25 protein-coding genes are annotated in these 22,540 nt (G+C 63.2%); 21 read left to right on the forward strand and 4 right to left on the reverse strand.

The window, feature by feature from the left end; genetic code table 11:
• The first annotated feature begins 9 nt into the window (after nt 1-9).
• The 15 genes from rplE (at nt 10) to rplQ (ending at nt 7,907) form a co-directional block, all read left to right on the forward strand.
• On the forward strand, nt 10-549 hold the full coding sequence (gene rplE / locus DOM41_RS15065; protein WP_110687693.1) for a 50S ribosomal protein L5: 540 nt from the start codon (nt 10-12) through the stop codon (nt 547-549).
• Nucleotides 550-559: 10 nt separating this feature from the next.
• The gene (gene rpsN / locus DOM41_RS15070) at nt 560-865 is read left to right on the forward strand and encodes a 30S ribosomal protein S14 (RefSeq protein ID WP_110687694.1); all 306 of its coding nucleotides are present in this window, start codon (nt 560-562) and stop codon (nt 863-865) included.
• A gap of 31 nt (nt 866-896) precedes the next feature.
• Nucleotides 897-1,289 carry a 30S ribosomal protein S8 gene (gene rpsH / locus DOM41_RS15075; protein ID WP_110687695.1) on the forward strand — a complete coding sequence of 131 codons (393 nt, stop codon included), beginning with the start codon at nt 897-899 and terminating at the stop codon, nt 1,287-1,289.
• A 9-nt stretch (nt 1,290-1,298) separates the two neighbouring features.
• On the forward strand, nt 1,299-1,829 hold the full coding sequence (gene rplF, locus DOM41_RS15080; protein WP_110687696.1) for a 50S ribosomal protein L6: 531 nt from the start codon (nt 1,299-1,301) through the stop codon (nt 1,827-1,829).
• Nucleotides 1,830-1,838: 9 nt separating this feature from the next.
• Nucleotides 1,839-2,189 carry a 50S ribosomal protein L18 gene (rplR, locus tag DOM41_RS15085; protein WP_110669209.1) on the forward strand — a complete coding sequence of 117 codons (351 nt, stop codon included), beginning with the start codon at nt 1,839-1,841 and terminating at the stop codon, nt 2,187-2,189.
• A gap of 11 nt (nt 2,190-2,200) precedes the next feature.
• Complete coding sequence (gene rpsE, locus DOM41_RS15090) at nt 2,201-2,701, forward strand: 30S ribosomal protein S5 (RefSeq protein WP_110669207.1); 501 nt, start codon at nt 2,201-2,203, stop codon at nt 2,699-2,701.
• Nucleotides 2,702-2,707: 6 nt separating this feature from the next.
• Nucleotides 2,708-2,890, forward strand: coding sequence for a 50S ribosomal protein L30 (gene rpmD / locus DOM41_RS15095; RefSeq protein ID WP_110669205.1), 183 nt, complete (start codon nt 2,708-2,710; stop codon nt 2,888-2,890).
• A 3-nt stretch (nt 2,891-2,893) separates the two neighbouring features.
• Entirely contained in the window at nt 2,894-3,328 is a 435-nt protein-coding gene (gene rplO, locus DOM41_RS15100; RefSeq protein ID WP_110687697.1) for a 50S ribosomal protein L15, read from the forward strand.
• On the forward strand, nt 3,329-4,663 hold the full coding sequence (gene secY, locus DOM41_RS15105; RefSeq protein WP_110687698.1) for a preprotein translocase subunit SecY: 1,335 nt from the start codon (nt 3,329-3,331) through the stop codon (nt 4,661-4,663).
• A 30-nt stretch (nt 4,664-4,693) separates the two neighbouring features.
• Nucleotides 4,694-4,807 (forward strand): 50S ribosomal protein L36, encoded by a 114-nt coding sequence (rpmJ, locus tag DOM41_RS15110; RefSeq protein WP_031384759.1) that lies wholly within the window; start codon nt 4,694-4,696, stop codon nt 4,805-4,807.
• Nucleotides 4,808-4,949: 142 nt separating this feature from the next.
• Nucleotides 4,950-5,306 (forward strand): 30S ribosomal protein S13, encoded by a 357-nt coding sequence (rpsM, locus tag DOM41_RS15115; RefSeq protein WP_110687699.1) that lies wholly within the window; start codon nt 4,950-4,952, stop codon nt 5,304-5,306.
• A 36-nt stretch (nt 5,307-5,342) separates the two neighbouring features.
• The gene (gene rpsK / locus DOM41_RS15120; protein ID WP_009723883.1) at nt 5,343-5,729 is read left to right on the forward strand and encodes a 30S ribosomal protein S11; all 387 of its coding nucleotides are present in this window, start codon (nt 5,343-5,345) and stop codon (nt 5,727-5,729) included.
• 12 nt (nt 5,730-5,741) lie between these two features.
• Entirely contained in the window at nt 5,742-6,362 is a 621-nt protein-coding gene (gene rpsD, locus DOM41_RS15125) for a 30S ribosomal protein S4 (RefSeq protein ID WP_110687700.1), read from the forward strand.
• 79 nt (nt 6,363-6,441) lie between these two features.
• A complete protein-coding gene (locus DOM41_RS15130) occupies nt 6,442-7,440 on the forward strand; it encodes a DNA-directed RNA polymerase subunit alpha (RefSeq protein ID WP_110687701.1) in 999 nt (332 codons plus the stop codon).
• 80 nt (nt 7,441-7,520) lie between these two features.
• Entirely contained in the window at nt 7,521-7,907 is a 387-nt protein-coding gene (gene rplQ, locus DOM41_RS15135) for a 50S ribosomal protein L17 (protein WP_110687702.1), read from the forward strand.
• 212 nt (nt 7,908-8,119) lie between these two features.
• Here rplQ and uvrA read toward each other — a convergent pair whose 3' ends face one another.
• Entirely contained in the window at nt 8,120-11,002 is a 2,883-nt protein-coding gene (gene uvrA / locus DOM41_RS15140) for an excinuclease ABC subunit UvrA (RefSeq protein WP_110687703.1), read from the reverse strand.
• 274 nt (nt 11,003-11,276) lie between these two features.
• On the opposite strand from uvrA, the gene DOM41_RS15145 reads away from it, so the two are divergent.
• The 3 genes from DOM41_RS15145 to DOM41_RS15155 all read left to right on the forward strand — a co-directional run bounded on the left by DOM41_RS15145 (nt 11,277) and on the right by DOM41_RS15155 (nt 15,695).
• A complete protein-coding gene (locus tag DOM41_RS15145; RefSeq protein ID WP_188112417.1) occupies nt 11,277-12,659 on the forward strand; it encodes an MFS transporter in 1,383 nt (460 codons plus the stop codon).
• Nucleotides 12,660-12,693: 34 nt separating this feature from the next.
• The gene (gene ssb, locus DOM41_RS15150; RefSeq protein WP_110687704.1) at nt 12,694-13,281 is read left to right on the forward strand and encodes a single-stranded DNA-binding protein; all 588 of its coding nucleotides are present in this window, start codon (nt 12,694-12,696) and stop codon (nt 13,279-13,281) included.
• A gap of 338 nt (nt 13,282-13,619) precedes the next feature.
• On the forward strand, nt 13,620-15,695 hold the full coding sequence (locus tag DOM41_RS15155) for an OPT family oligopeptide transporter (RefSeq protein WP_110687705.1): 2,076 nt from the start codon (nt 13,620-13,622) through the stop codon (nt 15,693-15,695).
• Between the two features lie 26 nt (nt 15,696-15,721).
• On the opposite strand, the gene DOM41_RS15160 is transcribed toward DOM41_RS15155, so the two are convergent.
• Nucleotides 15,722-16,633, reverse strand: coding sequence for an SMP-30/gluconolactonase/LRE family protein (locus DOM41_RS15160; protein ID WP_110687706.1), 912 nt, complete (start codon nt 16,631-16,633; stop codon nt 15,722-15,724).
• Nucleotides 16,634-16,870: 237 nt separating this feature from the next.
• Here DOM41_RS15160 and DOM41_RS15165 point away from each other — a divergent pair, with 237 nt between their 5' ends.
• Nucleotides 16,871-17,782, forward strand: coding sequence for a sugar nucleotide-binding protein (locus tag DOM41_RS15165; RefSeq protein ID WP_110687707.1), 912 nt, complete (start codon nt 16,871-16,873; stop codon nt 17,780-17,782).
• Nucleotides 17,779-18,537: a lysophospholipid acyltransferase family protein gene (locus tag DOM41_RS15170; protein WP_110687708.1), complete on the forward strand. Its 759-nt coding sequence runs from the start codon at nt 17,779-17,781 to the stop codon at nt 18,535-18,537. The genes DOM41_RS15165 and DOM41_RS15170 overlap by 4 nt, the downstream gene beginning before the upstream one ends.
• A 145-nt stretch (nt 18,538-18,682) precedes the next feature.
• Here DOM41_RS15170 and fabB read toward each other — a convergent pair whose 3' ends face one another.
• Both fabB and fabA read right to left on the reverse strand, forming a co-directional pair.
• A complete protein-coding gene (gene fabB / locus DOM41_RS15175) occupies nt 18,683-19,900 on the reverse strand; it encodes a beta-ketoacyl-ACP synthase I (RefSeq protein WP_110687709.1) in 1,218 nt (405 codons plus the stop codon).
• 13 nt (nt 19,901-19,913) lie between these two features.
• Complete coding sequence (gene fabA / locus DOM41_RS15180) at nt 19,914-20,429, reverse strand: 3-hydroxyacyl-[acyl-carrier-protein] dehydratase FabA (RefSeq protein ID WP_110687710.1); 516 nt, start codon at nt 20,427-20,429, stop codon at nt 19,914-19,916.
• Between the two features lie 252 nt (nt 20,430-20,681).
• Between fabA and DOM41_RS15185 the strand changes: the two genes are divergently transcribed.
• Nucleotides 20,682-22,517 (forward strand): putative bifunctional diguanylate cyclase/phosphodiesterase, encoded by a 1,836-nt coding sequence (locus DOM41_RS15185; RefSeq protein ID WP_110687711.1) that lies wholly within the window; start codon nt 20,682-20,684, stop codon nt 22,515-22,517.
• Nucleotides 22,518-22,540 lie beyond the last annotated feature (23 nt).

Below are 22,540 nucleotides of genomic sequence, written 5' to 3' on the forward strand. Positions count from 1 at the left end.
GGTAGCAAAATGGCGAACTTGAAAGAACGTTATCAGAACGAGGTCGTGGCTCAGCTGCGAGAGCAGTTCAGCTACGCCAACGTAATGCAGGTGCCCCGGATCACCAAAGTGACCCTGAACATGGGCATCGGCGAAGCGACCAGCGATAAAAAGCTGATCGACAATGCTGTCGGCGACCTGGAGAAACTCTCCGGTCAAAAGCCGGTAGTCACCAAGGCGCGCAAGTCCATCGCAGGCTTTAAAGTCCGCGAAGGCTGGCCGATCGGTGTCAAGGTGACACTGCGTCGCGAGCGCATGTGGGACTTCCTGGACCGCCTGGTCAACATCGCGATTCCTCGCGTGCGTGACTTCCGCGGGCTGAATCCGAAGTCCTTCGACGGCCGCGGCAACTACTCAATGGGCGTACGTGAGCAGATCATCTTTCCGGAGATCGAGTATGATAAGATCGACCGGATTCGTGGTCTGGATGTCACCATCACGACCAGCGCCATCACCGACGATGAAGGTCGTGCGCTACTTCGCGCGCTGAACTTCCCGTTCAAGCAATAAGGGTGGATTCATGGCAAAGAAAAGCATGATTGAGCGTGAGCTCAAGCGCGCGAAGCTGGTCACCAAGTACGCTGCCAAGCGCGCCGCGCTCAAGGACGTCATTTATGACGTCAACGCTTCTGACGAAGAGCGCTTCGACGCTCAGCTGAAGCTGCAGCAGCTGCCGCGTGACGCCAGCCCGGTCCGCGCTCGCAACCGCTGCCGCATTACCGGCCGTCCGCACGGTTACTACAACAAGTTCGGACTGGCCCGTAACAAGCTGCGCGAAGCGGCCATGCGTGGCGATGTCCCTGGACTGAAGAAGTCCAGCTGGTAAGCCACGTCGAGGAATTCAGGAGCGCAATGTAATGAGCATGCAAGATACTCTGGCGGATATGTGTACCCGTATCCGCAATGCGCAGATGGCCACCAAGGAGACGGTTACCATGCCGTCTTCCAAGCTCAAGGTTGAAGTGGCCCGCGTACTTAAGCAGGAAGGCTACATCACCGAACTCGCGGTCTCCGAAGGCGCCAAGCCCGAACTGACCGTGACCCTCAAGTATTTCGAGGGCAAGCCGGTCATCGAGCACCTTCAGCGTGTTTCCAAGCCGTCGCTGCGGATCTACAAGGGCAAGAGCAATCTTCCCAAGGTCTCCGACGGTCTCGGAATCGCGATCGTGACCACCTCACAAGGTGTCATGACCGATCGCGCGGCACGCCAGGCGGGTGTCGGTGGTGAAGTCATCTGCACCGTATTCTAGGAGTGAGTAATGTCTCGCGTAGCCAAGTATCCGGTTAAATTGCCCAGCGGCGTCGACGCGAAATTCGACGACGACCAGCTGTCTGTTACGGGCAGCCAGGGCACGTTAGAACTGACCGTACATCCCGACGTGAAGATCACTCAGGAAGACGGTCAGCTGAGCTTCGCTCCCAGCGAAAAGGCCAAAAACTGGGCCATGGTCGGCACGACTCGTGCCCTGGTCCAGAATATGGTCACTGGTGCATCCGAAGGATTCACCCGTTCGCTGGAAATCAATGGTGTCGGCTATCGTGCCCAGGCAAATGGCCAGACACTGAATCTTACACTCGGTTTCTCACACCCGATCGACTACAAACTGCCTGAAGGTGTCACGGCCGAAACGCCGAAGAACACCATCATCGTGCTGAAAAGCGCGGACAAGCAGAAGCTCGGCCAGGTGGCAGCGGAAATTCGTGCCTTCCGTCCGCCGGAGCCCTACAAGGGCAAAGGGGTTCGGTACGGCGACGAACAGGTCCGCCGCAAAGAAGCCAAGAAGAAGTAAGGCAGGGTTATGAACGCGAAGAAAGAATCCCGTCTCCGTCGTGCCCGCCGCGCACGCGCCAAGATCCGCGATCTGGGTGTGTACCGTCTGTGCGTGAACCGCACCCCGCGTCACATCTATGCGCAGATCATCTCGCCGGACGGCGGCAAAGTCTTGGCCAGCGCATCCACGCTGGACAGCAGCCTGCGTGAAGGCGCGACCGGCAATGCCGACGCGGCCGCCAAAGTGGGCACTCTGATCGCCGAGCGCGCCAAGGGTGCCGGCATCTCTCAGGTCGCTTTCGACCGCGCCGGTTTTCAGTACCACGGGCGTGTGAAGGCGTTGGCGGATGCCGCACGTGAAGGCGGTCTGCAATTCTAAAGGGTTTTACGATGGCGAATAACGAACAGAAGGGCGGTGATCTGCAAGAGAAGTTGGTGCAGGTCAACCGCGTCGCCAAGGTGGTCAAAGGTGGCCGAATCTTCGGTTTCACCGCGCTGACCGTCGTTGGCGATGGCAACGGCCGGGTCGGTTTCGGTCGTGGCAAGGCGCGTGAAGTGCCGGTCGCGATCCAGAAAGCCATGGACCAGGCGCGTCGTAACATGGTCAAGGTCAGCCTCAGCGGCAGCACGCTGCAGTACCCGGTTCGCGCCCGTCACGGTGCGTCCAAGGTGTTCATGCAGCCGGCATCCGAAGGTACCGGCATCATCGCCGGTGGTGCGATGCGCTCGGTGCTCGAACTCGCTGGCGTCCATGACGTTCTGGCCAAGTGCTACGGCTCCACCAACCCGGTGAATGTCGTGCGTGCCACTATCAAGGGGCTCGCATCCATGCAGTCTCCGGAAGACGTGGCCGCCAAGCGCGGTCTGTCTGTCGAAGAACTGGCGGGGTAAGCGACCATGGCAGAGACGATCAAGATCACCCAGACCCGCAGCACCATCGGTGTCCTGCAGAAGCACAAGGCGACGATGAAAGGCCTTGGTCTGCGTCGTATCGGGCATTCGATCGAGCTGGAAGACACCCCCGCCGTCCGCGGCATGATCAACAAGGTACGTTACCTTGTTCGAATCGAGGGAGAGTAATCCATGAAACTCAATAGCCTAAGCCCGGCTCCGGGTTCCAAGCACGCCGAGAAGCGCGTCGGCCGTGGTATTGGCTCCGGTCTGGGTAAGACCGGCGGCCGAGGCCACAAAGGTCTGAAGTCGCGTTCCGGTGGCTCGGTCAAGCCTGGCTTCGAAGGCGGTCAGATGCCGTTGCAGCGTCGGTTGCCGAAGTTCGGCTTCACCTCGCGCAAGGCAATGGTCTCCGAAGAAGTTCGGCTGGCAGAGCTTGCCAGGGTCGACGGCGATGTCGCCGATCTCGAAAGCCTCAAAAAGGCCAACGTGCTCAAGAACGCTACCGAGCATGCCAAGGTCATTCTCTCCGGCGAGCTGAGCAAAGCGGTAACCGTACGTGGCCTCAAGGTCACCAAAGGTGCCCGCGCTGCGATCGAAGCAGCCGGCGGCAAAGTAGAGGAATAAATGGCTAAGTCAGGAAACATGCCGGCGAACGCGGGAGGGGGGCTCGGTGAACTCTGGGCCCGCCTGCGCTTCGTCTTCATCGCGATCGTGGTGTACCGGATCGGCGCGCACATCCCCGTACCCGGCATCAATCCTGATCAGCTGGCTGCCCTGTTTCGGGAGAACCAGGGCACCATCCTGAGCATGTTCAACATGTTTTCGGGTGGTGCGCTGGAGCGCATGAGTATCTTTGCGCTGGGGATCATGCCGTACATCTCCGCATCGATCATCATGCAGCTTCTGACCGCGGTGTCACCTCAGCTCGAAGCGTTGAAAAAAGAGGGCGAGGCCGGACGCCGCAAGATCAACCAGTACACCCGCTACGGCACGGTGCTACTGGCGCTGATTCAGGCAAGCGGTATGTCAGTTGGTCTGGCCAGTCAAGGTATCGCCTACACCAGTGGCCTCACCTTCTATTTCACGGCGGTGGTGACCTTCGTTGCCGGTGCCGTGTTCCTGATGTGGCTGGGCGAGCAGATTACCGAGAAGGGGATCGGCAACGGCATTTCGCTGTTGATCTTCGCCGGTATTGTCGCTGGTCTTCCGAGCGCGATCGGGCAGTCCTTCGAGTTGGCACGTAACGACGGTGCTTGGAATGTGCTGCCGCTTCTGGCACTCGCCATCCTGGGTATCGCGACCATCGCATTTGTCGTGTTCATTGAACGCGGACAGCGACGTATTACTGTCAATTATCCGCGTCGACAGGTCGGCAACAAGATGTATGCGGGGCAGAGCAGTTATCTGCCGCTGAAGGTGAACATGGCCGGTGTGATTCCGCCCATCTTCGCTTCCAGCATCCTGCTGTTCCCCGGCTCTATCGGGCAGTGGGTCGGCCAAGGCGAAGGCTTCGAGTGGCTGCAGGTTGCCTCGCAGCAGCTCGCCCCCGGGGCGCCGCTCTACATCATTCTGTTTGCCGCTGCGGTCCTGTTTTTCTGCTTCTTCTACACGGCGTTGGTTTTCAACCCGAGAGACGTTGCGGACAACCTGAAGAAATCCGGCGCATTCCTGCCGGGGATTCGTCCGGGTGAACAGACATCGCGCTACATCGACAAGGTGATGACGCGTCTGACGCTGTTCGGTGCGCTCTACATCACACTGGTGTCGTTGATGCCGCAGTTTTTGATGGTGGCCTGGCAGGTACCGTTCTACTTCGGCGGCACGTCGCTGTTGATCGTGGTCGTGGTAATCATGGACTTCATGGCCCAGGTGCAGTCGCATCTCATGTCTCACCAGTATGACTCGGTGATGAAGAAGGCGAACCTGAAAGGCTACGGTAGCGGCGGCATGACTCGCTGAGCCTCCGCGATAGAGCATTTGGAGAGAACGATGAAAGTTCGAGCTTCTGTTAAGAAAATGTGCCGTAACTGCAAGATCATTCGGCGCAACGGCGCGGTCCGTGTCATCTGCACGGAACCGCGTCACAAACAGCGCCAGGGCTGATCCCCGTATTCGGGGTGAGTCCTACGCTGGATTGAAAGCGGGCCGTGGCATTCCCCTTGCCTCGAGAGAGGTCAAGGGGTATGCTATTGCGCCCTTTGTGGACGACTAAACGAGCAAGCCGCTCAACATTCGGAGTAAGCTGATGGCCCGTATTGCAGGCGTCAATATCCCGGACAATAAGCATGCGGCGATCTCGCTGACCTACATCTACGGGATTGGCCACACACGCGCACAGGATATCTGTGTCGCTGCTGGCATCGCACTGACCACCAAGGTGCAAGACCTGTCTGGCGAAGAGCTCGACACGCTGCGTACCGAAGTGGGTAAGTACACCGTAGAAGGCGACCTTCGCCGTGACACGACGCTGAACATCAAGCGTCTCATGGATCTGGGTTGCTATCGTGGTCTGCGCCATCGTCGTGGTCTACCGCTGCGTGGTCAGCGTACCAAGACCAATGCGCGTACCCGTAAGGGACCGCGTAAACCGATTCGTAAGTAATTAACGTTCCGGCGTTAAATATTAGGAAACATCAACATGGCTAACCCGCGCAGTAACCGAAAAAAGGTTAAAAAGCAGGTTGTGGATGCGGTTGCGCATATCCATGCCTCTTTTAACAACACGATCGTGACGATCACAGACCGCCAGGGCAACGCTCTCTCTTGGGCGACTGCCGGTGGTTCGGGTTTTCGTGGTTCTCGCAAGAGTACCCCGTTCGCAGCTCAAGTAGCGAGTGAACGTGCAGCGACCGCTGCAGCCGAGTATGGTGTGAAAAACGTCGACGTGCTGGTCAAGGGCCCCGGTCCTGGCCGTGAGTCTGCCGTGCGCGCACTGAATGCCGCCGGCTTCCGTGTACAGAGCATTACTGACGCGACGCCGATTCCGCACAACGGATGCCGTCCGCCGAAGAAACGCCGCGTTTAAGGAGACAGACTCATGGCTCGTTATCTTGGACCCAAATGTAAGCTGTCTCGTCGCGAGGGTACCGACCTCTTTCTGAAGAGCGGTGTCACTCCCTTCGAGAAGAAGTGCAAATCCGAGCAGATCCCGGGTGTGCACGGCCAGCGCCGTCAGCGTCTTTCCGACTACGGCTTGCAGCTTCGTGAGAAGCAGAAAGTACGTCGTATCTATGGCGTACTCGAAAACCAGTTCCGCAACTATTACAAGACAGCCGCCCGCCTGAAAGGCGCGACGGGTGAAGTACTGTTGCAGCTGCTGGAATCCCGGCTGGACAACGTCGTTTATCGCATGGGCTTCGGCTCGACGCGTAACGAGTCTCGTCAGCTGGTCAGCCACAAGGCGATCGCGGTCAATGGCCGTACCGTCAACGTGGCGTCCTATCAGGTGCGTCCCGGCGACGTCGTTACCGTTCGCGAGAAGGCGAAGAACCAGGCCCGCATCCAGCTGGCGCTGTCCATCGCTGCGAACCGTGGTGACGTGACCTGGATCGACGTCGATTCGAAAAAGATGGAAGGCACTTTCAAGGCTGTCCCGGAACGCGGTGACCTGTCTGCCGACATCAACGAAAACCTGATCGTCGAGCTGTACTCCAAGTAAGCCTCGAGCCGGGTCGCACATGCGGCCCGACTCGGCCAGGAGTACCGATATTCGTTTGGCAGCCTGAGAAGGTGTTCATATGCAGCGTTCAGTGACAGAATTTCTTCGTCCCCGCGACATCAAGGTCGAAGAGGTCAACGCACATCACGCCAAGATCGTGCTGGAGCCCTTCGAGCGTGGCTTCGGCCATACCCTGGGGAATGCGCTGCGTCGCATCCTGCTCTCTTCGATGCCCGGCTGTGCCGTCGTCGAAGCCGAAATCGACGGCGTGCTGCATGAATACAGCGCCATCGAAGGTGTTCAGGAAGACGTCATCGAGATTCTGCTGAATCTCAAGGACGTGGCCATCAAGATGCACGGCCGCGACGAGGCGACCCTCACCCTGAACAAGCAGGGCCCCGGTGTCATGACCGCAGGCGATATCGCCGTCGATCACGACATCGAGATCGTCAACCCGGATCACGTCATCGCGCACCTCAACGGCGGCACCGAGCTCAAGATGCAGCTCAAGGTCGCTCGCGGTCGTGGCTACGAGCCTGCCGATGCCCGTCTTTCCGACGAAGACGAGTCTCGCGCCATCGGTCGTCTGCAGCTGGATGCGACGTTCAGCCCGGTTCGCCGCGTGTCCTATGCGGTGGAAGCGGCTCGTGTCGAGCAGCGCACCGACCTGGACAAGCTGGTCATCGATCTCGAAACCGATGGCACCCTGGACCCGGAAGAAGCGATTCGCCGCAGCGCGACCATTCTTCAGGAACAGCTGGCCGCCTTCGTCGATCTCGAGGCCGACCGAGAGCAGGAAGTCGAAGAGGAAGAGGATCACATCGATCCGACCCTTCTGCGCCCCGTGGATGATCTCGAACTCACGGTTCGTAGCGCCAACTGCTTGAAGGCCGAGAATATTTACTACATTGGCGATTTGATTCAGCGCACTGAAGTCGAGCTGCTCAAGACGCCGAACCTTGGCAAGAAGTCCTTGAACGAGATCAAGGACGTGTTGGCTTCGCGCGGTCTTTCACTCGGCATGCGTCTCGAGAACTGGCCGCCGGCGAGTCTCAAAGACGATAAGGCTTCCGCCTGAGGGCGAGAGCCCCGAGTCGCTTCCCGTGTGCTCACTCGGCGCGCCGACTCGAATCACCAGTTTGGTAAGGAATAGCAATCATGCGTCATCGTAAGAGTGGTCGTCATCTGAATCGGACCAGCTCGCACCGGCACGCCATGTTCAAGAACATGTGCACGTCGCTGGTCGAGCATGAAGTGATCAAGACTACCCTGCCCAAGGCCAAAGAGCTGCGTCGTCATATCGAGCCGCTGATCACTCTGGCCAAGCAGGATAGCGTGGCGAATCGCCGTCTGGCGTTCAGCCGCACCCGCTCCAAGGAAGCCGTCGGCAAGCTCTTCAATGAGCTTGGTCCGCGTTACGTCAATCGCCCGGGCGGCTACGTCCGCGTACTCAAGTGCGGCTACCGCACTGGCGATAACGCACCGATGGCCTACGTAGAGCTGGTCGATCGTCCTGCCGTTGAAGAAGCTGTCGGCGACGAATAAGTCCCGACCGCTTCCCAGCGCCAAAGCCGGCTGCCCGNNCGGGCAGCCGGCTTTCTTATGTTGGGTACCTCGATGTTTGGCACGGCAGCAGGCGAGTCACAGTGCCTTTTCAGGGTGACGCCGCCGTGGCAGAGCCTCCCCGGGTAGGCGAAAGGTCTTGTGTGCAGTGAGACCGACGGCCCGCTGAATCGGCTCAGGCGGGCCGTGGCGGATCAGGCCCGCTCGGCCTGGTCCGAGTCCTTTACGCGCTTGCGAGAAGGCGCCTTCGCCGTCTTGGGCAGCATGGAGGAGAGGAAACGGCCCGTGTGGGATTGTTCGATCCCCGCGACCTGCTCCGGCGTGCCCTCTGCGATGATGCGACCGCCACCGGAGCCTCCCTCGGGGCCGAGATCGACCAGCCAGTCCGCCGTCTTGATGACGTCCAGGTTATGCTCGATGACCACCACCGTATTGCCGTGATCGCGCAGCCGGTGCAGTACCCCGAGTAGCTGTCGGATATCCTCGAAATGCAGTCCAGTGGTCGGCTCGTCTAGGATGTAGAGCGTCTGCCCGGTATCCCGCTTGGCCAGCTCGCGGGCGAGTTTGACGCGCTGCGCCTCGCCACCGGAGAGGGTCGTTGCACTCTGGCCCAGCCGCACGTAGGACAGCCCCACGTCCATCAGTGTCTGTAGACGTCGAGCGATCGCCGGTACCGGGCTGAAGAACGCCAGCGCCTCCTCGATGGTCATCTCCAGCACCTCGTGGATGCTCTTGCCCTTGTAGTGGATCTCCAGGGTCTCGCGGTTGTAGCGCTTGCCCTTGCAGACATCACACGGGACGTAGATGTCCGGCAGGAAGTGCATCTCCACCTTGATCATTCCCTCGCCCTGACACGCCTCGCAGCGCCCGCCCTTGACGTTGAAGCTGAACCGGCCCGGTTTGTAGCCGCGCGCACGCGCCTCCTGGGTGCCGGAGAAGAGTTCACGAATCGGGGTGAAGATGCCGGTATAGGTCGCCGGATTCGAGCGCGGCGTGCGCCCGATCGGGCTTTGATCGATGTCGATGACCTTGTCGAGCTGATCCAGACCCTCGATCGAGCGGTAGGGTGCTGCCGTCAGCGTGGTCGCCCGGTTGAGCTCGCGCGCGGCGATCGGCATCAGCGTCGAGTTGATCAGGGTCGACTTGCCCGACCCGGACACGCCGGTGACGCAGACGAAAAGCCCCAGCGGCAGCGTGAGGTCCACGCCGTGCAGGTTGTTGCCGCTGGCGCCCTTCAGCTGCAGCTGCTTTTCCGGGTTTCCCGGAATGCGGTGCGGCGGCACTTCGATGCGCCGGGTGCCGGCAAGATACTGCCCCGTGAGCGATTTCGGTTCCGCCTCGATCTCGGCGGGGGTGCCTTGGGCGATGATCTGACCGCCGTGCACGCCGGCGCCGGGCCCGATGTCGAGAACGTGGTCCGCCGCGCGAATGGCATCCTCATCATGCTCGACCACGATGACCGTGTTGCCGAGATCGCGAAGCCGAGTGAGTGTCGCCAGCAGACGGTCGTTGTCGCGCTGGTGGAGTCCGATCGACGGCTCGTCGAGGATGTACATGACCCCGACCAGACCGGCGCCGATCTGGCTCGCGAGGCGAATCCGCTGCGCCTCGCCACCGGAGAGCGTGTCGGCGCTGCGCTCGAGGGTCAGATAGTCGAGCCCGACGTTGACCAGAAACTCCAGGCGGGCGTGGATCTCGTGCACGATCTTGGTCGCGATCTCGCCCTTGCGTCCGGGCAGCGTCAGCTCGGCGAAGTAGTTCCACGCCTCGCCCACCGGCATTCGGGTCAGCGCCGGCATGTTGTTGCCGTCGACGAAGACGTGGCGTGCCTCGCGTTTGAGGCGGCTGCCGTCACACGTCGGGCAGGGCCGAACCGCCAGATACTTGGCCAGATCGTCACGCACCATCGTGGACTCGGTCTCGCGGTAGCGGCGCTCCAGATTGGGCAGCACCCCTTCGAAGGGGTGCTCGCGGGTGACCTTGCGACCGCGATCGTTGACGTAGCTGAACGCCACGTCGTCGTTGCCGCTGCCGTTGAGCACGATGTCGCGCTCGTGGCGCGCCAGCTCGTGCCACGGCGTGTCCAGCGTGAAGCGGTAGTGTTCGGCCACGGCCTGGAGCTGGCTGAAGTAGTAGATGCTGCGCCGGTCCCAGCCCTTAATCGCCCCTTCGGCGAGGGAGAGCTCGGGATGACTGATCAACTTGTCTGGATCGAAATACTGCCGGACGCCAAGACCGTCGCAGGTCGGGCAGGCGCCCGCCGGGTTATTGAATGAAAATAGCCGCGGCTCGAGTTCGGAAAGCGAATAGCCGCAGATGGGGCAGGCAAAGCGTGACGAGAATGCCAGGTTCTCCTGCTCGCCATCCATGAAGTGGATGATCGCCGTGCCGTCGGCCAGATTGAGCGCGGTCTCGAAGGATTCGGCGAGCCGTTGCTGGAGATCGTCGCGTACCTTGATGCGGTCCACCACGACGCTGATGTCGTGCTTGCGCTTCTTGTCCAGGGTCGGCACGTCGTCGAGCTCAACCGTCTCGCCGTCAATGACCGCGCGCACGAAGCCCTGCGCCCGCAGCTCGCTGAGTAGCTGCAGGTGCTCGCCCTTGCGCCCCTTGACCACCGGTGCCAGCAGCATCAGGCGGCTACCCTCCGGCAGTTCGAGCACCTGATCGACCATCTGCGAGACGGTCTGCGCCTCGAGCTCTTCGTCGTGATCCGGACAGCGCGGCGTACCGGCGCGCGCGAACAGCAGGCGCAGGTAGTCGTAGATCTCGGTGATCGTGCCGACCGTGGAGCGCGGGTTGTGCGACGTCGACTTCTGCTCGATGGAGATCGCCGGCGACAGCCCCTCGATGTGATCGACATCGGGCTTCTCCATCATCGACAGGAATTGTCGCGCGTAGGTGGAGAGTGACTCGACGTAGCGGCGCTGCCCCTCGGCATAGAGGGTATCGAACGCCAGCGAGGATTTGCCGGAGCCGGAAAGGCCGGTGACCACGATCAGCTTGTCACGTGGCAGTTCGACATCGATGTTCTTCAGGTTGTGGGTACGTGCGCCCCGTACCAGAATGCTGTCCATAACTACCTCGTGATGCGACGGGGAATCGATCAGTATAGTTGGCTCGCCGATCCTGCCGCAAAAGCTGGCACTTTTCGTTGCTCGTCCGGCGCCGCCCTCACGAACCCGTCCAGCGACGCCGGCCGCGATCAGCACACGGGGAGTTACGCGTCCGTGTCCCGGGCGCCGCCTTTCGACTCGCTTTCACTCCATCCGGCCGGGGGGTAAAATGGCGGGTTCCCCATTCATCCTCGGCGCTCGCCGAGTTCTCTCCCCAACAGCCGTGATTTTCACCATGACGTCTCGCTTTCTCGTTACCGAACGGCGCGCCATCGTGGGCCTGGCCAGTCTGTATGCCTCGCGCATGCTCGGGCTGTTCATGGTCCTCCCCGTGCTGGCGCTCTACGCCGACCAGCTCGATGGCGCTACTCCTTTTCTCGTGGGTCTGGCACTCGGCGGTTACGGCCTGACCCAGGCCATTCTGCAAATTCCATTCGGCCTGCTCTCCGATCGTATCGGCCGCAAGACGGTGATCGCCGGCGGGCTTGTGCTGTTCATCATCGGCAGCGTCATCGCCGCCAACGCCACCACGATTACCGGCATTATCATCGGCCGCTGCCTGCAGGGCAGCGGTGCCGTCGCCGGCGCCATCATGGCGCTACTGGCGGATCAGACCCGCGAAGAGATTCGCACCGCGGCCATGGCCACCATCGGCCTGTCGATCGGGGTCGCCTTTGCCATCGCCATGGTCGTTGGCCCGCTGGTCGCGGATATCGCCGGCCTCGCCGGGGTGTTCTGGTTCACTGCCGCGCTTACTACCGCCGCGCTGCTGGTGCTGTGGAAGCTGGTGCCCAGCGCCCCTCGGCGGCTGCGTCATCGCGACGTGGGTCTCGACCGGGCGCAGCTTCGCGCCACGCTGACCCAGGGCAACTTGCTGCGGCTGGATTTCTCCATCTTCGCGCTGCACCTGATTCTCACGGCCTGCTTCACCGCCTTGCCGTTCAAGCTCGAGGCGCTGGGCTTCTCGGCGGCCCACCATGGCTGGGTCTATCTGCCAGTGATGGCGCTGGCCTTCATCGGCATGATTCCGCTGGTGATCGTGGCCGAGAAGTACCGCAAGATGAAGCCGGTCTTCTTCGGCGCCGTCGCCGCGATGACGCTGATCCTGCTCGGCTTCGGCGAACTGGGGGATGACCGTGTCTCGCTGCTGGCGCTACTGTGGGGCTTCTTTGTCGTCTTCAATCTGCTCGAAGCGACGCTGCCCTCGATGATCAGCAAGCTCGCCCCGGCCGGCGCCAAGGGCACGGCGATGGGCATCTATTCGACCAGTCAGTTCTTTGGGGCGTTTCTCGGCGGCACGCTCGGCGGCGCGCTGTCACAGGGCTACGGGATCGAGAGCGTCTTCCTCGGGTCGGCGTTGGTCGGTGCTCTCTGGCTGGCGGTGATCTGGCGCATGCCGGCACCCCGTCACCTCTCGAGCGAGATCATCGCCCTCGACGAGCAATCGATGGATAGGCTCGATACACTACTCGAACGTTTCGCCGAAGTGGCGGGGGTCGAGGATGTCATGGTGGTCCCCGACGAGCGCGTCGCCTATCTCAAGGTCGACCGTCAGCGCCTGGATGCCGAGGCGTTGACGCGAATCGCAGGCAATCAATGGCAACGAACCGACGCGTGAGCGCGTCGCAATGCAGGAAGGCGAGGAGAATACGATGGCCCGAGGTGTGAACAAAGTCATCCTGATCGGCAATCTGGGACAGGATCCGGAAGTCCGCTTCCTGCCGTCGGGCAATCCGGTGTGCAACCTGCGCATCGCGACCACCGATACCTGGACCGATCGTCAGAGCGGGCAGCGCCAGGAGCGCACCGAATGGCACAGCGTCGTGCTGTTCAACAAGCTCGCGGAGATCGCCCAGCAGTACGTGAAGAAAGGGTCGCGCATCTACATTGAAGGCCGTCTGCAGACCCGCAAGTGGCAGGGGCAGGACGGTCAGGATCGCTACTCCACGGAAATCGTGGGTAACGACATGCAGATGCTCGATTCCCGCAGCGGTCAGGGCGGAGGCGACTACCCGCAGTCGCAGCCGCAGAACCAGTATGGCGGTGCGCCGCAGGGCAACTACGGCGGTCAGCCGCAGCAACCCCAGCCTCAGCCCCAGCAGGGCGGTGGCAATCCCGGCCATGCGCAGCGTCCGCCGCAGAACCAGCCGCCGCAGCAGCAGCCCAACCAGCAGAACCCGAACTACGGCGCGCCCAATCCGGGCAGCTTCGACGACTTCGACGACGAAATTCCGTTCTGAGTCGAGCGTCTGACGCCTCTGCTGATTCAGCCCCGCCTCGGCGGGGCTTTTTCATGGCCGGACTTTTCGCACCGGGGCTTTTCGCGGCGTGGCGGTTGCAGGGTGAGCCTTTACGCCGTCGAGGGCTTGGCGCGGCCCCTCGTCAGCCGACTCGTGACACTCGACGCTCTTCGCCCCAGTGCCTAGAATGGCGCGCCAATAGCCATCTAACGATTTTGCCGCTCATCGACGTTGCGTCGTCGAGCCGCGCGAACCGTTCGTCCACTGTCCGCGCTTCCCGCTGCGCGGATTCCGCCGTACTGCCGCAGTCCGCCTGCGGTGCGTAAGAGAAATTCTGCATGTCGACACCGATTCCCGATGACGCCCGCCTGCCGGAGCTGACGCTGCGTGGCGTCGTTCTTGGCGCGCTCATCACGCTGCTGTTTACCGCCTCCAACGTCTATCTCGGGCTCAAGGTCGGACTGACCTTTGCGTCGGCGATACCTGCGGCCGTGATCTCGATGGCAGTACTTCGCCGGCTCAAGGGCGCCAACAAGCTCGAAAACAATATGGTGCAGACCCAGGCCTCCGCCGCGGGCACCCTCTCGGCGATCATCTTCGTGCTGCCGGGGCTGCTGATGATCGGCTACTGGCAGGGTTTTCCGTTCTGGCAGACGACGGCGATCTGCGCCATCGGCGGCATTTTGGGTGTGCTCTATACCATACCGCTGCGCCGGGTGATGGTGGTGCAGAGCGATCTGCCCTACCCGGAAGGGATCGCCGCCGCCGAGATCCTCGACGTCGGCAGCCGTAAGGCGGGTGGTGACTCGGCCTATCCCGAGTCATCGACGCCGCGACCGGACGAGGGGGCCGAGCCGGGGGCGAAGGAGATCGCCATCGGTGCGGGCGTGGCAGCGCTCTTTTCGTTCGCCGCCGGTGGCCTGCGGTTGCTCGCCGAAAGCGTCAGCGTCTGGTTCAGCGCCGGACGCGCCGCCTTTCAGCTCTCCACTGGCTTTTCGTTGGCGCTGGTTGGCGCCGGCTACCTCGTGGGCATCGTCGGCGGCGTCGCGATGCTGATCGGCACGCTGATCGCGTGGGGCGTGGCGGTGCCGTGGCTGACCAGCGTCACCCCAGCAGCCGCGGGGCAGACGCTGAGCGAGGCGGCGATGATGCTGTGGGCCGACAAGGTCCGTTTCATCGGTGCCGGGACCATCGGTATCGCCGCGGTGTGGACACTCGCGACGCTGTTCAAGCCGATGGTGGTCGGTATTCGCACCTCTTTCGGCGCGATACGTGGCGAGCAGGGCCGGTTTCACACCCAGGTACGCACCGAGCGTGACCTGCCCGCCAGTGTCATTCTCTCGCTGACGCTGGTGCTGCTGGCCCTGCTGGCGGTGGTCTTCGGTCTCTTCCTTCACGGGGCGGCGCCGTCACTCGCCGCGGGTGCCTTCTGGACGCTGACGCTGGGCAGCGTGCTCTTCGCCGGCGTGTTCGGCTTTCTGATCGCGGCGGCCTGCGGCTACATGGCCGGGTTGGTGGGATCCTCGAGCAGTCCGATCTCCGGCATCGGGATCGTCGGTATCATCCTGGTCTCGCTGATGCTGCTGGGGTTTACCGCGCTCAGCGACTCGCTGGATGCGCTCGACCCGGCCGTGGCACGGCAGCTGCCGACGGCACTGGCGCTATTCATCACCTCCGTGATTCTCGCCGTCGCCGCGATCTCCAATGACAACCTGCAGGATCTCAAGACCGGCTATCTGGTGGGCGCGACACCCTGGCGCCAGCAGGTGGCACTGATTATCGGCTGTCTGGTGGGCGCGCTGGTGATCCCCCCGGTGCTCTCGCTGCTGTACAACGCCTATGGCTTCGCCGGCGCCATGCCTCGAGAGGGCATGGATCCCAGCCAGGCGCTCGGCGCCCCGCAGGCATCCTTGATGACGGCGATCGTGCGCGGCGTCTTCGCCCACGATCTCGAGTGGAGCATGATCGGCATCGGCCTGGCGCTGGGGGGCGTGCTGATTCTGATCGACCAGTGGCTGGCCAAGCGGGGCGGTGCCGCACGCCTGCCGACGCTGGCCGTCGGCATCGGCATCTATCTACCGCCCAGCATCATCATGCCGTTGGTGATCGGCGCGATTCTGGGCTGGGTCATCGACCGGCGTCTGCGCCAACGCGCCAGTCGACGTGGGCTCGACGTCGAAGCCGCGGCAGAGCGCCCGCGCCGCCGCGGCGTGCTGCTCGCCTCCGGCCTGATCGTCGGCGAGAGTCTGGTAGGGGTGCTGCTGGCGGGCGTCATCGGACTCAGTGGTACGACGGCCCCGCTGGCACTGGTGGGAGACGACTTCGCCGCCACCGCGCAGTGGCTGGGGCTGGCGGCGTTCGTTGCCGTGTGCGTCGGCTTCTACCGACGCGTGGTCGCCGAGCCGCGCGGCTAGCGACCCGAGACGCGTCCTCGGACGCCTCAGTCGGCGTTGGCCACCGGCAGCTCCACCTCGGTGGCGGCGAAACCGCCGATCGGGGTGGCGATCTCGAACAGCGCCCCGGCGAGCGGCTCGTTGTCGCAGCCGGTCGCTGCCGAGGTCACGAACAGCCGGTCGAGCGCCTCACCCCCGAAGGCACAGGAGGTCGGCCGAGACACCGGCAGTGCGATGTCACGGTCGAGCTGGCCATCGGGGCGGAAGCGCGCCACCCTGCCGCCGTCCCAGAGCGCGACCCAGAGACCGCCATCCCGGTCGCAGGTCATGCCGTCGGGGTAGCCCTCGCCGTCGCCGAAGCGGATGTGTTCACGCCGGTTCGACAGGTTGCCGTCGGCGTCGACGTCGAAGGCGAGAACGACCTGGCGCGCACTATCGTTATGATAGAGTGTGCCCCCGCCGGGGGAGAATGCGGGGCCGTTGGTGACGTGGTATTCGCTATCCATCTCGACCACGCCCCGGCCGTCGAGACGATACAGATAGCCCCGGGAGTGAACTTCGTCGTTGTCCATCGAGCCGAACCAGAGCCGGCCGCAGGTGTCACTCTTGGCATCGTTGAGACGGTCGCCGTCGGCTAGCCACTCGATCGGCGTGAGACGCTTGCCGACGTGAGGGCCCTGGTCGTCGAGTGACATTTCGACGATGCCCGACTGGAGCCCGGCAACGAAGCCACCGCCCGCGCGGGGCAGGATCCAGCAACAGGCCTCCTCCAGCGTCCAGCTCTGGCGCGCGTCGTCAGCGGGGCGCCAGGCGTGAAGCTGGGCCTTGCGGATATCGACGAACAGCAGCGAGGCGAGAGCCGGTGACCAGACCGGCCCCTCGCCGAGCGTCGCGTCCACTTCCCAGACGACGCTCGCCGCCTCCGAGACGGAATTCGTGGACAGAGCATTCTTAGACATGAAGCGTTCCCCTTCGACACGCGGTGCATGAGATCGAGGCCTTCATCATAGCGCCGTCGTTCGCATGGGTAACCCTCCACAGCGGGGGGCGCCAGAAGGGGCGCCGCCCGACCGTCGCCGAGAAGGGGAAGCCGGACGTGAGAGACGATCGCGCTGACCGCGAACTCGCGAGGCAAACGACGCGGAGATGACCGCGCAAGGAGAGCGAATGACGATGAAGCGCAGCGGAGAGTCGATGTGAACTGTGTGCTGACCCATTCCGATCACTGCTTGAGTCTGGCGCTGACCAGACTCGCCGCGACACGGAGTGACATCCGTTTCGACAGCGTGACCCCCTCGGGCTCGACCACGCTTGACATCGAGGCGGTGTTTGCACGGGCACCCAGGGCGGTGGTCGTGCCGCCGCTGGCGCACCCGGAGCAGCGCGAGCCGGCCGAGGTGTATGCCCACTGCGACCAGGTCGAAGCCCTGGCCGAAGCGTGCCGGATGCGGGATGTGCCGCTGGTCTGGTGCGTTTCGGATGCCACGTTCGAGGATGGTGCCGAGGGGGTGATCGACGAGACCGCCATGCCATCGCCGCGTGACGAGGCGCTGCGACGGCTGGTGCAGGCCGGCGAACAGTGCCGGCGTCAGCCGAGACATGTCGTGCTGCGTCTGGGGCCGCTGTTCGCGCTGAAAGGGAGCGACGCCTGGCTCGGCCCATTGATCGAGACGCTGATGCAGGGCGAGCGCGTGGCGGTGCCCCAGGACGTCATTCTCTGCCCGACCTCGGTCGCCGCCGCGGCGCGGGCGCTGCTCGGCATGCTGCTGCAGCTCGACAGCGGCGCCAGCGGCTGGGGCACCTACCATCTCGCGGGAGGAGAGCCCGTGAGCGTCTACACCTTCACCTCCGTGGTGCGCACCCAGCTGGCAACGCGTATCGAAGGGGCGGGCAGGACCAGCCAACTGGGTGAGCTGCGTGCGCTCAACCAGCATCACGACAGTCCCCTGCGCCGGGTGCTCGACTGCCGTCGCCTGCTCGACGTGTTCGGCGTACATCAGAAATCCTGGCGGACCGAGCTCGACCTGATGCTCGACGCGTGGTCGCGCGACGATCTCGTCGCCGGCGGTCATCCATCCGGCAGCCACGAGGAAGCAGCCGACGCATGAAAGCTATCCGTACTCTTTTGTTTTACGCCGGCTATTTTCTGGCCATTTTCGTTTCCGGCCTGCTGATGCTGCCCATCGGGCTGATGCTGCCGTTACGTGCCCGGTTCAAGCTTTTCAACTGCCACAACCGGTTCATCATGAAATGGCTCTCGCTCACCTGTGCCATTCGCTACCGGATTCAGGGGCGCGAGAACGTGCCCGAGGGGCCCTGTGTCGTCCTGGCCAATCATCAGAGCGAGTGGGAAACGGTCTTTCTGCAGCTGCTCAAGACGCCGATCTGTACGGTGCTCAAGAAGGAGCTTCTCAGTATCCCGCTGTTCGGCTGGGGAGTGCGCCTGCTCAAGCCGATTCCGCTGGATCGTTCGCGGCCGTCCAATGCCATGCGCCAGGTGCTCTCTCACGGCAAGCAGCGTCTCGAGGAGGGGCTGTCGGTGCTGATCTTTCCGGAAGGCACACGCGTCGCCCCGGGAGAGCGCCGACGCTTCAACAAAAGCGGCATCGTGATTGCCTGCCGGGCAGGTGTGCCGGTGCTGCCGGTGGCGCATAACGCCGGCGAGCACTGGGGAAGGCACTGGATCAAGCAGCCGGGCACGCTCAACGTGGTCGTCGGCGAGCCGATCGAGACAACGGGGCGCAAACCGGAGGCGATTCTCGAAGAGGTGGAGCGCTGGATCGAGCAGACGCTCGGCGAGATCTCCGACGTGCCGCGGCCGCCACTGCCGGAGAAAGCGCCTGCGGCAAGGGCGCCCTCTTAGTCCGCGGTGCCCTCTGGTCCGGCGGGGGGCCCTTTGGGAGAGCGGGCCTCGTCACCCGCAGGTGGCCTCGTGACAGATGACGACCAACGCAAAAAAGGCGCCCCTCGGGGCGCCTTTTGCGTGCAGCGACGACTCGGCGAGCGTGTCAGCCGTCGTAGCGGTCGAGGACCAGGCAGGCGTTGGTGCCGCCAAAGCCGAAGCTATTGGAGAGCACCCGCTTGACGTCAACGTCGTCACGCCGCGTGCGAACGATATCGAATCCGTTCGCCTGCTCGTCGAGGTTGTCGACGTTGGCGGAAGCGCAGATGAAGCGATGCTTCATCATCAGCAAGGAGTAGATGGCCTCCTGCACCCCGGTCGCGCCCAGCGAGTGGCCGGTCAGCGACTTGGTCGAGCTCATCGCCGGGGTGGTATCGCCGAAGACCTCGCGAATCGCCTTGAGCTCGGCGACATCGCCCACCGGCGTCGAGGTGCCATGGGTGTTGACGTAGTCGACCGGCCCCTCGAGCCCGGCGAGAGCCTGGCGCATGCAGCGCGCTGCGCCTTCACCGGACGGTGCCACCATGTCGTGGCCGTCAGAGGTCGCGCCGTAGCCGGTGATCTCGGCATAGATCGTGGCCCCGCGCGCCTTGGCGTGCTCGAGCTCCTCGACCACCAGCATGCCGCCACCGCCGGCAATGATGAAACCGTCGCGATCGACGTCATAGGGACGCGAGGCTTTCTCCGGCGTGTCGTTGTAGTGCGTGCTGAGGGCACCCATGGCGTCGAACAGACACGACAGTGTCCAGTGCTCCTCCTCGCCGCCGCCGGCGAAGACGACGTCCTGCTTGCCGAGCTGAATCTGCTCGACGGCACTGCCGATACAGTGGGCAGAGGTGGCGCAGGCCGAGGAGATCGAGTAGTTGATACCCTGGATCTTGAACGGCGTCGCCAGGCACGCCGACACCGTGCTGCCCATGGTCCGGGTGACCCGGTAGGGGCCGACACGCCGCAGGCCCTTGTCACGCATGACGTCAGCCGCTTCGACCTGGTTGGCACTGGAGGCGCCGCCGGAGCCGGCAATCAAGCCGGTCCGGGGATTGGACACCTCTTCGGCCGTGAGGCCGGCGTCGTCGATCGCCTGCTGCATGGCGATGTAGGCGTAGGCCGCCGCATCGCCCATGAAACGCAGCTGCTTGCGATCCACCAGCGCCTCGATGTCGATATCGACACTGCCTGCCAAGTGGCTGCGAAAGCCGAGCTCGGCGTACTCCGGCTTGTAACGGATGCCGGAGCGCCCCTGGCGCAGTGAGTCGAGCACCTGCTGGGCGTCGTTGCCTAGGCAGGAGACGACGCCCAGGCCGGTGACTACCACTCGTTTCATGGAAGCCTCCCGCTCAGAAATTCTCTGTATTGGTGAACAGGCCGACCCGCAAGTCCTTGGCCTGATAGATGTCCTGGCCATCCACCGAGAGCGTACCGTCGGCGATACCCAGAACCAGTCGGCGCGTAATCACGCGCTTGATCTCGATATGGTAGGAGACCTGGCCTGCGTTGGGCAGGATCTGCCCCGAGAATTTGACCTCGCCGCATCCCAGTGCCCGGCCGCGGCCGGGATTGCCGAGCCAGCCGAGATGGAAGCCTACCAGCTGCCACATGGCATCGAGGCCGAGGCAGCCCGGCATCACCGGATCGCCAGGGAAATGGCACTGGAAGAACCAGAGGTCGGGGTGAATATCCAGTTCGGCGATGATTTCGCCCTTCTGGTACTTGCCCCCGTCCTCGTTGATCTGCGTGATGCGATCAAGCATCAGCATGTTGGGTGCCGGCAGTTGGGCGTTACCGGGGCCGAACAGTTCGCCCCGGCTGCATTTCAGCAGATCGTCGTGGCTGAAAGAGTGCTGTCTGGTCACTAGATCGTTCCGAGAATCGAAGAGAGTGTGCCCGCGGTCTTCAAGGCGCGGCCAGTCTACTGGCTGAGCGAACTGAATGCACGCCGCCCGGCGGCGAGATGCCGGCCCCTCATCAGGGTCGAACTTGCCCGCTCGATGGCCCCGGGGCATGATGCGCGGTGCAAGGGAACTCAGAGCAATGGGGTCGAGCCCGTATGCGGCTCGAATCGCCAAAAGACGATAAACGATACAAAAGACGGTAACCAACCCCTTATGTGGCCTTCGTTTTCGCTGAACCGACCGCTGGCGTGGCTCGGTCTTGCCGGGCTCTCCGCGGCGGTACTCCTGCCGTTGATGGCACTGAGAGCGGCGGCGCTCACGATCGTGGCGATCGCCATGATCGACCTGTGGCGTCAGATCCGAGCCGAGCACGGTCGACGCGTGCTGGCAGAGCAGGCGCTCGAGCTCTCGCAGGACGGGCTGATGATCACCAATGCCGATAATCGCATCGTGACGATCAACCCTGCCTTCACGCAGATTACCGGCTATCAGTTAGAGGACGTCGCCGGTCTCAATCCGGCCGCGCTCTCCTCGGGCCGCCACGATCGCAGCTTCTACGATCGCTACTGGCAGACCCTCAAGTCGACCGGCCGCTGGGAAGGCGAGATCTGGAATCAGCGCAAGCATGGCGACCAGTTCCCCGAGTGGCTAAGGGTGCGGGCGTGCTACGACGGCCGCGGCCGGGCGACGCACTATATCGGGCTCTTCACCGATATCAGCCGGCACAAGGCGCGTGAGCACGATCTCCGACGCATTGGCTTCGAGGACCCGCTGACAGGGCTTCCCAACCGCCGCCGACTGCATGATCTGCTCGCTTCACGACTGCGTCATCTGCGGGCGGGCGAGGGCCTCGATCTGGCGCTGATCGACATCGACGGCTTCAAGTCGATCAACGACGGGCTCGGCGTCGACTGCGGCGACCGGCTGCTGGCTCGATTCGGGCAGCGGCTTGCCGCTCAGGTCGCCGGGGGGATTGTCGGTCGCCTCGGCGGCGACGAGTTCATGGTCATTCGCACCACGACCTTCGAAGACCACGAAGCGTGGGTAGCGGGACTTCGCCAGCACCTGAGCGAGCCGTTCGAGATCGAAGGCAACTCGCTGCGACTGGGGCTGACCATCGGCAGCTGCCGCGCCCCCGAGGATGGTAATGACGCGGGCGTGCTCTTCCAGCGGCTGGAGTCCGCGCTCTACAGTGCCAAGCGCCACGGCCGCAATCACGATCGACGCTTTCGGCCCTCCCTCGAAGCCGATGACGACCGCCAGTTGACGATGGTCAACGAACTGCACCAGGCGATCGTCAACAATACGCAGCTCGAGGTTCACTATCAGACCCAGCACCGCCTCGACGACGGTGAGATGGTCGGCATGGAGGCGCTGCTGCGCTGGCGTCATCCCGATTACGGACAGGTCTCTCCGGCCGATTTCATCGCGCTGGCGGAGCGCCACGGCCTGATGCCGGCGCTCGGCAACTGGGTGCTCGATCAGGTGATCGCCCAGATCGCCAACTGGCGCGCACTCGGTATCGCGATGGTGCCGGTATGGGTCAATATCTCGGCGCTGCAGCTGATTCAGGGCGACCTGGAGTCGCGACTGCTGGCGACGCTCAATCAGTACCGGGTGCCGGCTGTGCTGCTCGGCCTGGAGCTGACCGAGTCGGTGCTGCTCGACGAGCGCGCCGGCGATGTGTCGCCGCGACTGGAAGCGCTGCGGCGTGAGGGGCTGCAGATCGCCATCGACGACTTCGGGACCGGCTACTCGTCGATGGCCTATCTGAAACGTCTGCCGGTGGACAAGTTGAAACTCGACCGCGAATTCATCCGTGCGCTGCCGTTCGATCATGCCGATGCGGCCATCACCTCGGCGGTACTGGCCATGGCGCAGGGGCTGCATCTCGACGTGATTGCGGAGGGAGTCGAAACGGTCGAACAGCGTGATTTTCTGTTGGCTCGCGGCTGTCGCCACGTGCAGGGTTTCCTCTACGCGCGGCCCGAACCCGCGAATCTCGTCGAGGAGAGGCTCAGCAAGCGCGGCAGCTCCGTGCACGCCTGAGCGTGGGGCGTGTCGCACGCCTC

It is taken from the genome of Salinicola aestuarinus, assembly GCF_003206645.1.
GTDB lineage: Bacteria > Pseudomonadota > Gammaproteobacteria > Pseudomonadales > Halomonadaceae > Salinicola > Salinicola aestuarinus.